The sequence below is a fragment of the Paenibacillus sp. XY044 genome (assembly GCF_002257645.1).
Taxonomy (GTDB): domain Bacteria; phylum Bacillota; class Bacilli; order Paenibacillales; family Paenibacillaceae; genus Paenibacillus_AQ.
Window position 1 is genome coordinate 1,659,077 of the sequence record NZ_NQMO01000001.1, and the last position, 13,992, is coordinate 1,673,068.

The 13,992-nt window shown below is 55.1% G+C and carries 2 protein-coding genes (1 of these 2 running past the window's edge); both read left to right on the forward strand.

The features are described 5' to 3' along the window. On the forward strand, positions 1–10,542 hold the full coding sequence (locus CJP46_RS07610; protein ID WP_179281065.1) for an SDR family NAD(P)-dependent oxidoreductase: 10,542 nt from the start codon (positions 1–3) through the stop codon (positions 10,540–10,542). Further along, positions 10,539–13,992, forward strand: the 5' portion of a protein-coding gene (locus CJP46_RS07615) for an SDR family NAD(P)-dependent oxidoreductase (protein WP_094594931.1). It continues 14,861 nt past the right edge of the window; only the first 3,454 of its 18,315 coding nucleotides appear in the window; it begins with the start codon at positions 10,539–10,541; the stop codon falls past the right edge of the window. The genes CJP46_RS07610 and CJP46_RS07615 overlap by 4 nt, the downstream gene beginning before the upstream one ends.

Here is a 13,992-nt window from a genome sequence, read left to right on the forward strand (position 1 = left end):
GTGATACACGAACACTTTAATCTGTCTGCCCGCAACCCAATCATCGCGGGCCATCAAGCATTCGGGCAGCCTTTACTGCCGGGTTTGGCATATATTGACCTGATTTATCAGGCGTTTAACAAGCACGGCTTCTCCTTTCGGCAGCTGGAGCTGCGCAACCTGGCCATCCACAGGCCGCTGCTGATCAGCGGTTCAAAAGGCGTGAGGCTGGAATTGATTGCCGATCGCCAGATGGCCGGCATATGGGGGATTCGGCTCCAAGGGTACCAAGGGCATTCTTCCGGAGACCATTGGTCGCCCGGTGAAAGCCAATTATATGCCGAAGCTGAAATGCACCTGACGGAGGCGGCCGCTTTTATCAATGATCATTTGGATTTTAAACCGGATCGACACGCCGCACCTGCTGTAGTGCCGCTGGAGCGATTATACGGCGAGTACCGCGAGCAGCAGTTGGTCCACACCGGATGGATCAAAGCGGAGGGGATGCTTTACGAGCGGCCGGAATCCATGATCTTGGACGTTCGCGTCGCACCCGATGCCGAGCCGAGCGCGCGGCAGTTTTTGTTTCATCCTGCGCTTATCGACGGCAGCGGGGTGGGGGCAGCGAGATTCCTGGCACCTCCGGTATCCGATGAGCCGCGTTTGTATCTGCCCTTGTATTATGAATCATTTCGCGCCGTGGAGCCTCTGCAGCTGCAATGTCACACCCTTGTCCGGAAAGACTCGGTCGTCCGGCGGAACGAGCTGATCTCCTGGACGATGGAATTTTTCAATTCCCAAGGAAGCAAGGTGGCCGAGCTGCGAAATTTTACGGTCAAGCGGGTTCGCGAAGCCGGCCTGATCAGCGTTGATTCAAGACCGGAGTGGAACGGAAACGAGACTATCGAAGAAGCCGTATCCGGAACGGGTTACCCCTTAGCTTCGCGGGAGAGCGGCGGAACGCTTGGATCGATCGAACAGTTTCTGGTCGATATTCTGGCGGACAGGCTCGGTTTGGCTGGAGATCAGATCGATCGGCGTGCCGGGTACTACGAGCTTGGTCTGGACTCTTCGGGATTACTGGGGATGGTGAAGGCCATGGAGTCCAGGATTGGTACGCCTTTGTCGCCGACGTTGTTATTCGAACATACAACGATCCAGGAACTTGCCTCCTATTTGGAAGAACATTACCATGACATATTCATGCCGCCGGTACCGCCTGACGAGCAGGAACGGCAACATGATAGGAAGCCATCTGGCAAGAGAAGGATACAGCTGCCTATATCTGGTGCATCGAAGGGCTCGGGATCGGAGGGGGACATTGCCATCATCGGCATGGCCGGCCGGTATCCAATGGCAGAGAATATGCATGAATTCTGGTTGAACCTGCTGGACGGAAAAAACTGCGTGACGGAAATCCCCTCCTCGCGATGGGACCGAGAGAGCATGGGGCATATCAAATCCCCATCGGGAAAAGACATTTCCACATGGGGAGGGTTCATCGACGACCCGGATGCGTTTGATCCGAAGTTTTTTCGGATTTCCCCAAGGGAAGCGGAAACGATGGATCCCCAGGAACGCTTGTTTCTCGAGGTCTGCTGGGAGACGATGGAGGATGCGGGCTATACGCCCGACACGATCGTACCGCCGCACGGCATTAATGCCCGGCGCAGAGTCGGCGTATTTGCCGGTGTCATGCATAAGGATTATTCGCTCATCGGGGCGGATGCGATGTCACGTGGGGAGACTTTCCCGCTGTCGCTGCAGACCGGTCCGATTGCAAACCGGGTTTCGTTCTATTGCGATTTTCATGGACCGAGCATGACGGTCGATACGCTGTGCTCATCTTCATTGACCGCCGTCCATTTGGCCGTGGAAAGCCTGCGGCGGGGGGAAAGCGAGGTCGCGCTGGCCGGAGGGATCAATTTGTCGCTCCATCCGGCCAAGTACGTGACGTACGGACTGTGGGGGATGCATTCCAGCGACGGCCGGTGCAGGACGTTCGGCAAGGACGGGGACGGTTACGTCTCATCCGAAGGGGCAGGCGCAGTGCTGCTGAAGCCGCTGGGTAAAGCCATTGAAGACCGGGACCGCATTTATGCCGTTATCAAAGCCAGTTCGGTGAATCATGTCGGATCGGTAAGCGGGTTCACGGTTCCCGGGCCGGTCGCACAGGCGGAAGTTATTGCCGACTGCTTGTCGCAGGCCGGAATCGATCCGCGGACGATCGGATACATAGAAGCCCATGGCACAGGAACGTCGCTTGGGGATCCGATTGAGATGGAAGGCTTGATCCGCGCTTTCGGCGGCGATTCTCAGGATCGCCAATACTGCGCGATCGGGTCGGTCAAGTCCAACATCGGGCATGCGGAATCCGCGGCAGGTGTCATCGGCTTGCAGAAAGCCGCCCTGCAAATCTACCACAAAACGCTCGTTCCCTCCCTTCATGCGGAGGAGCTGAATCCTTATATTGATTTCGACCGATCTCCGTTTTATGTCCAGAACAAGACGGAGGCGTGGATGCAGCCTGTGGTGGAGCAAGACGGGCTACAAGTAACTTTGCCTAGACGCGCCGGCCTGAGCTCCTTTGGGGCAACAGGCTCCAACGCCCACCTTTTGCTGGAGGAATATGTGGGACCGTCCAGAAGCACTGCGCAGCAGGACAGAAATGAAAACCAGCGGGTAACGAGGGCGGCCGTACCATTATCAGCCAAAAATTCTGAACGGCTCAGGGCATATGCCGAGCGTATTCTGGATTACCTGCTGCAGGGCAAGAAAATCGGAAAGATTGAAGAACGAATTTCCGCTCAGCAACCGCTTGAAAATCGTGTTAAGGAACGGCTAGAAGCGGCATTGCGCGGATACCTGGCCCGCATCCTGTTTGTTCGTGATGATTTAATCGAAACCGGCATTCCGTGGGGAGACTACGGCATTGAGCCGGTTCACTTCGGGCTGCTGAAGGAAACGCTCCGCAATGAGCTTCATATCGAAATGGACGAATCCGAGTGGGGCCAGCGAAGCACGGTTTCTTCCGTCGCAGACTACCTGATAAACGAGTATGCTGAGCAAATTCAGGATACATACGGGGATGCTGGACTTGTTGGTGATGTGCTGCAGGAGGACCACACGGATCAGGACAACGTTTTCCTGCAGGATCTCGCCTATACGCTGCAGGTTGGACGGGTCTCCTTAGAGGAGCGGATTCTGTTCGTCGTTGATACGGTGGATGAACTTATTCAAAGTCTTCGGGCGTTTCTGGATGGGGACGAAGCGTGGCCGGGTATATTCAGGGGGCAAGTGAAACCAATTTCATCAGGTCCGGAAGCGTTCCGGAAGGAGGATATCTACTTATGGGAGCAAACCGGAGATATCGAACGCGTGGCAAACGCTTGGGTTCTCGGAACAGCTGTCGATTGGGCAGGGCTCTATGGGAACGATAAGCCTAACCGAATCAGCCTGCCTACGTACCCTTTTGCCAAGGAAAGGTACTGGATCCCGGTGGACATGACGGTTACGTCGGGTCCTCGGCAGACGATCCCGGTCACTAATACGATCGCACCCATCCACCCGCTGCTGCATAAAAACGTGTCTGTTTTCGGAGAGCAGCGGTTTGAGACACGGCTGTCAGGTGGGGAATTTTTTCTGACAGACCATAGGGTGCAAGGCAGCAAAGTTCTTCCTGGCGTCGCCTACCTGGAGATGGCACGGGCAGCCGCGATGTATTCCCTCGGGCGCTCAGCCCACAAGGAAGCTTCTCAAGGGATGCGGCTGAAAAACATCGCATGGATTCGGCCGTTTGTGGCGGACGATTCGGAAAACAAGCTGACCATCCGGTTGTTCGAGGATCACAGCGGCCGCATTTCTTTTGAAATCTATAGTGGCGGCGAGGGAGAGGGACGAGTCATCCATAGTTCCGGGCGAGCGGAAACGGATGAATCTGCGGCGAGTCCGCCTGCGCTGGACCTGGATCGGATCTTACAGGTTTGCAGAATCCAATCGCTTCCTTCTTCCAACCTTTACGAGAACTTCAGGCTCCTAGGCATGGAGTACGGTCAGACACACCAGGGCATCGACGTCATTCATGTCGGGGAGAGCCAAGTCCTTGCCAAGTTATTGCTGAAAAATGGGATGTCACCCGGTGAAAACGGGTACGTTTTGCATCCCGGCATGATGGACTCAGCGCTGCAGGCCACAATCGGGCTGCACAAGCTTTCGCGAACATCAAGCGGCCATCCTTCCAGCACTTCCAACCCGTTGATGCCGTTTGCACTCCAGGAAATGGAGTTATACGCACCATGCGAAGCTGAAATGTGGGCATGGATCCGGCAGAGAGAGGATTCTACGGTAACCACGCAAAGACTGGATATCGATTTATGCGATACCAGCGGCCGGGTGTGCGTGCGGATGAAAGGATTTTCGACCCGGGTTCTGGAAGGAGCGCTTGCCTCAAGGATATCCGATCCAAATGCAAAGGAAACGCAATTCAATCGGAACACGAAGGAAATGGAGGAGCGGTATCATGCCGATGAGGCGAGTCAATTCAACAGCGGATCCGACCCGCATGAAGAAGATGCCGATCATTTGCCGGAGAGTCTTGTAGGAAACGTCCATCTAATTCCGGTTTGGGATGAAGTCCCGGGAGGCACCATATCCGCTCTCACCCCTTCACCCCTTAAAGGAGGAATGTTAATTGTGGGGGGAGGTCGCCAAGCGGATCGCATCCGGCGTTATTTTCCAGATGCCCGCGTGCTGGTGCCCGCTGAGGAAGATTCGGTTTCCGCGATCAGCGCGAGGCTGGGGAACTTAAGCCGCATCGAACATGTCGTGTGGATCGCTCCAGAGTCTAAGTCCGGTTGGGCCGATTCTGAGGGTTGGATTCAAGCCCAGGAACAAGGGATTCTTCCTTTATTCCGATGGATTCAGGCATTCCTGGATCGGCGTTATGACGAACAGCCATTGCAGTGGACCATCATTACGACGGAAACCCTGCCGGTATCGGGCAAGGAGCAGGTTCAGCCCGCCCATGCGGGAGTTCACGGACTGGCAGGATCCATGGTGAAAGAATATGCGAACTGGTCCGTCCGGATTGCCGACCTCGAGAGTGAAAGCAACTGGCCGCTGGACACCCTGTTCTCGCTTTCGGCCGACCGTCGCGGCCACCCATGGGCTTACCGAAACGGGAAGTGGCATAAGCATTCGCTGATCCGGGTCCATGCTCCGGTACGGCCGGAAAGATCCCTGCTGCAAACCGGCGGGGTATATGTCGTCATCGGCGGTGCCGGTGGCATCGGAAGAGCTTTCAGTGAATATATGGTACGCACTTATCAGGCCCATATCGTATGGATCGGACGAAGACAGCTGGATGAAGGGATTCGGAGCGAAGCTGGCCGGCTCGCCGCATTTGGACCGGAGCCCGAGTACCTGTCAGCTGACGCATCCAGCGAGGATTCACTGTATGAAGCTTACTTGCATATAAAGGGGAAGCATGCGCGCATTAACGGCGTCATCCATTCCGCCATGGTTTTGAACGATCAGGAGCTTGCCGGAATGAGCGAAGAATCGTTTCGGGCCGCGCTCCGCGCCAAAGTGGATGTCAGCGTAAGGCTGGCAAAAGTGTTTGAAGAAGAACCGCTGGATTTCGTGCTGTTTTTCTCCTCCTTGATCAGCTTCATTAAAAATGCGAAACAAAGCCATTACGCATCGGGCAGCGCGTTCAAAGACGCATTCGCCCACCGGATGTCCCAGGAGTGGTCATGCCCGGTCAAAATCATGAACTGGGGTTACTGGAGCAGCCCGGAAGCTAATGCTTCCGAGGAGGTCAAGCAGCTGGAGCGCATCGGCATGGGATTGATCGAGCCGGCGGACGGGATGGAAGCGGTAGAGCTTCTGCTATCCGCTCCGTTCCGGCAAATGGCGATGATTCGAACGACTCGGGAACTTGTGGTGGAAGGCATGAGCACCGAAGATCGGGTGGAAGTGCTGCCGGATTCGGACAGCGGTTCCTTTTCGTGGTTGCAGCAGCTTCCGGACCGAAACCAAACCGTCTTGGATCTGGAGAAAGGTTTCGTTCTGGCAGGCGAAGCGGATGATGTGCTCGGATCCATGCTTCTGTCACGACTCGCATCCATGGGGATGTTCCATGACATAAGCGGCACTCGCGATGATTTTCAAAAGCGCACCCAAATTTCTCCTCGATATACCCGCTGGCTGGAGGAGAGCCTGGAAGCATTGACCAGGAAAGGGCGGCTGATCCGAGCCGGCGAGTCGTATCGCTTAGCGGAAGATGTTACGCAGAATCCGGATTTCGCGCGATCCGCTTGGGATGAGCATAAGAAACAGTGGGTGACCGATTCAAGCCTGAAACCTTGGATGAGCCTGGCCGAAACGATGCTGGAGGCACTCCCTGATATTTTAAGCGGTAAAATCCGTGCTACCGATATGATGTTCCCGAATTCCTCCATGCGCCGGGTGGAAGGAATCTATAAAAACAACCCTGTGGCAGACTACTTCAACGAGGTGCTGGCGGATTCGGCCGTGGCCATCCTCCATGAGATATGGCGCCGGGACCCGTCCTACAAAGTCAGGCTGATTGAAATCGGAGCGGGAACCGGAGGGACGAGCAGTCTGCTTTTCCGCAGGCTTCAGCCTTATCAGGACCGGATCGAGGAGTACTGTTACACGGATATTTCTAAAGCCTTTCTTCATCACGCGGAAAATGAGTATGGCCCTCATGTCTCCTATCTGACTTACGATTTATTCAATGTCGATGATCCCGGAACGGGATGGATGAACAAAAAAGGCAGGTTCGACATTGCCATCGCGGCCAACGTACTGCACGCGACGAGAAGCACGCGCCGGACGCTGCGACATGCCAAGGCGCTGCTGAAGAAAAACGGTCATCTTCTGATCAACGAACTTAGCAGCAGTCGTCTTCTCGCCCATCTGACCTTTGGGCTCCTTGAAGGCTGGTGGTTGTATGACGATCCGGAAATCCGGATACCGGGATGTCCAGGACTGTATCCTGAGTCATGGAAGTCAGCGCTGGAAAGCGAAGGGTATGGGCAGGTTGAGTTTCCGGCAGTGCATGCCCATTCCTTGGGACAGCAAATCATTGCCGCGGCAAGCGACGGCACGATTCGCATCAGAACGTCCGTGCATGGCGTGGACCGCAGCCGAACTGTAGGAAGAAAATCATTCTTGAGCGGAACTAGAAACGGTCCGCTGGCTGAATCCGGAAGATCTGACGTGATTCACGGACAAGAGTCGAAGCGTGTTAGAACAGAATCCGACGACCAGACCAGCGATGCTGCACGGACGATCCTCGCCGCTTCACAGCCATCTCAAGCCCATGACGAAGAGATGATTTCCCAGAGACTGGAGCAACATGTCAGGGAGGTGATCGTGGACAAGCTGTCCGAGGCGCTGAAGGTGCATTCGCAGGATATTGATCTGGATGAATCGTTTGCCGATTACGGACTTGACTCGATTATCGGAGTCCACCTCGTGCAAATTTTGAATCAGGCGCTAAACATCGAACTGGATACGACCACTTTATTTGATTACAGTTCGGTCCGACAGTTGACTACGTATATTTTGAAGGATCACCGGGAGGGTGCTGCCGGTACACTGGCAGAGATTTCGCCGCCTGCGTCTGCTTTGAATATTGGAGCGGAAGACGAACTTGAGGATTCTGGACAGGAGAGCTTCGGGTCGATGGACTATCCTACCTTGGAAAGCGAGCGGTTCGTTTCAGCGCAGGAAAGCGGAAATCCATTTGATGCGCAGGGATGGGAGGAGGAACGCGAACCGATCGCGATCATCGGAATGAGCGGCAGATTTGCCGGTTCGGCCGACGTAAACGAGCTGTGGGATCACTTATCCCGCGGCGAGGAGCTGATCGGCACCTCTCCTAGGTGGAAACTGTCCGACCACTATCCGCCGGGCTCGACATTCTGCGAGGCTGGGGGATTTGTGGACGACATCGATCAATTTGACCCTTTCTTTTTTAACATTAACGGACTGGAAGCCACCTACATGGATCCGCAGCAGCGGGTCTTTTTGGAGGAATGCTGGAAAGCGCTGGAGGACTCCGGATATGCAGGCACCCGCATTCAGGGAAGCCAGTGCGGCGTGTATGTCGGCTGCCTGGGTGGGTCCGGCGATTATTCGTCTCTGGCGGGAAGCGAGCGTCCGCCGCAGGCCTTTTGGGGAATGGCCGGGTCGGTCGTCCCTGCCAGAATCGCCTATTATCTGGATTTGAAAGGGCCCGCCATCGCCATTGACACGGCGTGCTCCAGCTCGCTGGTCGCCGTCCACCTGGCCTGCCAGGGCCTGAGGTCCGGGGAGACGGACATGGCATTAGCCGGGGGCGTATTCCTTCAGTCCACGCCTTGGTATTATTTGAGCACCAACAAGGCAGGGATGCTATCGGCTAAGGGGCACAGTTACACGTTCGACGAACGTGCCGACGGTTTCGTCCCCGGAGAGGGAGCCGGCGTTCTGGTCCTGAAGCGTCTAAAGGAGGCCTTGGCGGACGAGGACCGGATTTACGGGGTCATTCGGGGCAGCGGGCTCAATCAAGACGGGACGACCAACGGGATCACCGCGCCAAGCGCCCTGTCCCAGGAAAGGCTGGAGTGCGGCGTATATGACAAATACGACATCGACCCTTCGCATATTCAAGTCGTCGAAGCGCATGGCACCGGAACGAAACTGGGCGATCCAATCGAATACCAGGCGATTACGCGAGCTTTCCGCAAGTATACCGACCGAAGCGGCTACTGCGCGATCGGCTCGATCAAGACCAATATCGGGCATGCCGCGCACGCGGCGGGCGTGGCCGGCATCATCAAGATATTGCTCGCTTTAAAACACGGGCAAATTCCGCCAACGCTGAATTTCCACAAGGGCAATCCCGGCATTTCGTTCGGAGACAGCCCTTTCTACGTCAATACAAGCTTGAAAGAATGGACTCCGGAAGGGCAGCGCCCAAGGCTTGCCGCCGTCAGCTCGTTCGGTTTCAGCGGAACCAACGCCCATGTCGTCATCGAAGAGGCTATAGCTCCAAAGCGAGTATCGGCCAGTCGGCCGGGGCACCTGATCGCCTTGTCCGCGCGGACCTCTGAGCAGCTGCGTGAGCAGGTTCGACAGTTGACGGACTTCATGGCTGAGCACAAAGAAGCGCCGCTTGCCGACATCAGCTACACGCTGCTGCTGGGTAGAAAGCATTTGAACCACAGGTTTGCCTGCGTGGTCAAGTCGGAGGTTGAGCTACAATCGCTCCTTCATGGGTGGCTGTCAGATGGTTATCTGCAACAGCAAGTCTTTACGGCTTCGTTTCAGGAAAACGAACGCAGCGAGAGGCTCACTCTAAAAAGATACGGAAATCAATGCATCCATGAGCTGCAGGGCATCCATGAGCCGGACGAGTATATGGAACGCTTGACGGTCGTAGCAGAGCTTTTCGTTCAAGGCTATGTTCTGGATATTGAGGCTCTGTACCAAGGGACCGGGCATACTGTTGTCTCGCTTCCGTCGTATCCATTTGAAAAAGGAAGCTACTGGATTTCGGAATCTTCCAAGGAACGAGAAGCAGCGAGGACATTGCATCATCTCTCCGGATCTCCATCAGAACGCCACCCGCTGCTGCATGACAATGTGTCCGATTTGTCCGGCGTAAAATACCGTTCGATCATAACTGGAAATGAGGATTACCTGAACAAGCTCCAGGAAAAAGGGAGTTACCGTCTTCTTGGAGCAGCCTGCCTGGAAATGGCGAGAGCAGGTGCCGCGCTGTCGTCCAATAGTTTAAAACTGCCGGCTGAGGACATCGTTCTTCGGGACGTGGCATGGTCCAAACCGCTAGATCTGGTGCAGGATGGTGTCACCTTGGAACTGGAGCTGTTTGCCGAAGAGGACCAGACCTTCGCTTATGAAATTCGGGCACTGCCGCTGGCTGAGGGTGCACAGCCCGAGCCGGTCGTACTCAATCAAGGGTCGGTTCTTTGGGAGAAGATCCCGGAAGAACGCGCAGATCTTTCGGCGATTCAAGCCCGCTGTTCCATCCAAACCTGGACGAAACAGGAGTGGTACCGTTCATTTGAAACATCCGATATCCGCTATGCGCCTGAACAGCGGGTCATCGAGGGCGTATGGGCAGGAGACGGGAAGGCGCTGGCCAAAATTTCCGCGGACTACTTGCCGAATCACCAAGACCACCGAATGTTGATTCACCCCATCGTATTGGATCAAGCTCTTCAGCTAGCTTGCGCGATCGATTGGACTAGAGTGAATCCGCTGCGCGAACCGATTCGTTTCCGTGCGGCTTCTCTTCCGATCACCGCCGCAGAAATTCGAATCAAGGACACGGGTGACCGTGCCATGTGGGTGTACGTCTCGCTAAGCGGACAAGATGGCGGCTACAGTGAGACGCGGACTATAGAATTGGACCTGTATGATTCAAAGGGAACTCTGTGTGCGCGATTCGGTCATTTTACGGTGAAAATGCCCGAGCGCGATTTCCGTTCCGCCGTATCAATTTCAGAAATGGGAGAGATGAGATGATGAGCAGACCGACCCACGGGGATGGATCCGGCAAAACAGTACCATCCGCAGATATTCTACAACTCACCCCGTTTTATCAAGAAACGGACTTTCAGGCTATTGAGGTTAATGCGGCAGATGCTGCTTATGCGAAGCACATTCTGTTTATGTGCGGACTAGAACCTCTCTTCCAGGATCTCTGCCGCAGCAGGCTGCCTGAAACGCAGCAAATCGTTTTGGCATGCAGCCGCCCAGATCGGCCGGATCTGGATTTGATGGAAAATGCCGATCGGATGTTATTAGCAGTTCAGGATGCGATCAAAGACAAAGGCACAGGAAAAGTGTTGGTTCAGCTCGTCGTCCATTCAGCAGGAGAGCGCAAATTGCAGACGGGACTGTATGCCTTATTAAATACGGCTCGTCAGGAAAACCCCCGGATTGTCTCACAGCTGATCGAGATTGATGAAGGAGTGAACGAAACAGCATTTGTTCATTGGATCCTGGAAGCGAGGTCCACTGGCTGCTGCGAAAGACTCCGGATTCAATTCGGGTCTGTTAGCCGTTTGGGCTGGAGGGAAGAGAAGATGGATGAAAGGGGTGCAGTCACCCCTTGGAAAGACGGCGGAGTCTACCTGATTACCGGAGGCATGGGTGGACTCGGGCGCCAATTTGCAGCCGATATCTGCCGAAAGGCCAGCCGCCCTGTCGTCATCCTTTCGGGTCGCGCTCCCTTAGACGCGAATAAAGAAGAGCAGCTGGCATTTCTTAGGTCCATAGGGTCGAATGCCGAGTATATTCAAGCCGATATCGCGGACAAGGATCAGGTCGACGACCTGGTCCTGCTTCTGATACGCAAATACGGCGTTCTGAACGGAATCATCCACTGCGCGGGGGTCATCCAGGACGAATATATCATTAGGAAAACGGTTGAGGAAATGCACAGGGTGTTGTCCCCTAAAGTGACGGGGCTAACCCTGCTGGATCAAGCCACACAAGACGTTGCCTTGGACTTCCTGGTGCTGTGCTCCTCCATCGCCGGAAGCCTCGGCAACCCGGGACAGTCGGATTATGCACTGGCAAATGCCTACATGGATGCATACGCGGCCTACCGGAACCGGCTCGCTGCGGAAGGATTGAGATCCGGCCGGACGATTTCGATCAATTGGCCGCTCTGGAAAGATGGGGGAATGGAAGTCGCAAACCATACGGATGCCGGCAGGAACGGAAACCGGGGACTGACCGCCATGGAAACGTCGGACGGACTCGAGGTTCTATATTTCGGAATCGCGACCAAACATGATCAGATCATGACCTTATCCGGAGATATCGAACGCTGGAGGCATGAGCTGGTAGGAACGGCTGAAAGCTCGCGTCTTTCTGAATCCACTAGCTCCTTGGCGCGAACCGATGCAGCGCTTGCTCATTTAAACTCGGATTTGCTTAAGGAACGTACCGCCGAACAGCTTAAAGAGCTGTTCGGGAAAACAATCCAGGTACCGTCTTCCCGAATAAGCCTTCACGAACCGCTGGAGAGCTACGGCATCGATTCTTTGATCGTCAATCAAATGAATCGGCAGCTGGAGGAGATTTTTGGGGATCTGAGCAAAACCTTATTTTATGAATACATGACGCTGGGAGAGGTTGCGGATTATCTGTCATCGGCCCATACCGATGCATGCGTCCGCTGGAGCGGCTCCAAAAATGAGTCCGATCAGGAAACGACCACGCCGAACAAAGAGGCGGAGGAGCAAGCACAGAGCGTATTTCCGACTCTGGTATCCCGAAGAAAAAAACGTCAGGCAGCATCAGCCTTGCCTGGAACGCTGCAGCCGGATCCACCGGAACGACAGGAGGAGCCGGCAAATGAACCCATCGCTATCATCGGGATAAGCGGCCGTTATCCCCAGGCAGATGATATCCAACAATTCTGGAGCAATTTGATGGCTGGGAAGGACTGCATTACCGAAGTGCCTGTAGAGCGGTGGCCTTTAAACGGTTTTTACACGCCGGATCCCGGAACGGCTGTCGAAAGCGGCATGAGCTATAGCAAGTGGGGCGGTTTTTTGGAGGGATTTGCGGAGTTTGATCCGCTATTCTTTAACATTTCCCCGAAGGAGGCCATGATGATGGACCCGCAGGAGCGTTTGTTCCTGCAAGCCTGTTGGCATGCGCTGGAAGATGCCGGTTATACACGCGAGCTGCTGGCAGTCCGGCATCGCCGGCGGGTCGGCGTGTATGCCGGTATTACGAAAACGGGCCACGATTTATACGGGCCTGAGCTGAGAGAGAAGGGGGATACTGCCCATCCCTACACATCGTTCAGCTCCGTGGCAAATCGGGTGTCGTACTTCCTGAATGTCAACGGTCCGAGTATGCCGGTGGACACGATGTGTTCCTCCTCCTTGACGGCCATTCACGAAGCCTGCGAACATCTTCGGCGGGACGAGTGCGAGGTCGCCATTGCGGGAGGAGTGAACCTGTATCTTCATCCGTCAAGCTATTCCTTGTTAAGCGCGCAAAACATGCTGTCCATGGACGGAAAATGCCGCAGCTTCGGCGAAGGAGCCAGCGGTTTCGTACCTGGCGAAGGCGTCGGCGTCGTCATTTTGAAGCCCTTGTCACGCGCTGTGCGTGATCGGGATAACATCCAGGCCATCATCCGAAGCTCTAGCATCAATCACGGTGGCAAAACGAACGGTTATACCGTTCCAAGCCCGAAAGCTCAAGGCGAACTGATCCGGGCGGCTCTCGATAAAGCTGGCGTCGACGCCAGAACGATAACATACGTTGAAGCTCACGGAACCGGGACCGAACTGGGCGATCCCATCGAGATTACGGGTCTCAACCAGGCGTTTGCCATGGATACGCAGGATACCGGTTTCTGCGCAATCGGTTCGGCCAAATCCAACATCGGCCATTTGGAGGCGGCGGCCGGCATCGCCGGCTTGACCAAAATCGTTCTGCAGATGAAGCACCGGACGCTCGTTCCAAGCCTGCATGCTGCGCGGCTTAATCCCAATATTTCTTTTCAGAAGACGCCGTTTAAGGTGCAGCAGCATGTAGAGGAATGGCAAAGGCCGGAGATCGAAGCGGAAGGAAAAAAACGTATCCATCCACGCAGGGCAGGCATTTCCTCGTTTGGCGCCGGAGGATCCAACGCCCATACCATCTTGGAGGAGTATTTGCCGGAAAAACCGGAAGATCCACGGTTATCGGCGAGGCTACGAAAGCAGGTCATCATCGTCCTCTCCGCCAAAAATGAGGCCGGCCTAAAGATGAGAGTGCAGCAGCTGCTTAAGGCCGTCCACGGCGATTTCGCGCTTGAAGCCGATATCGGTGACATCGCTTATACGCTACAGGTAGGCAGAGAGGCTATGGAGGAACGGTTGGCTTTTCTGGCGAGTTCCATGGAAGATCTGCGGGTTACTTTGGAGGAGTTTGTCAGCGATCAGCCGCGAAGCCTACAGGACG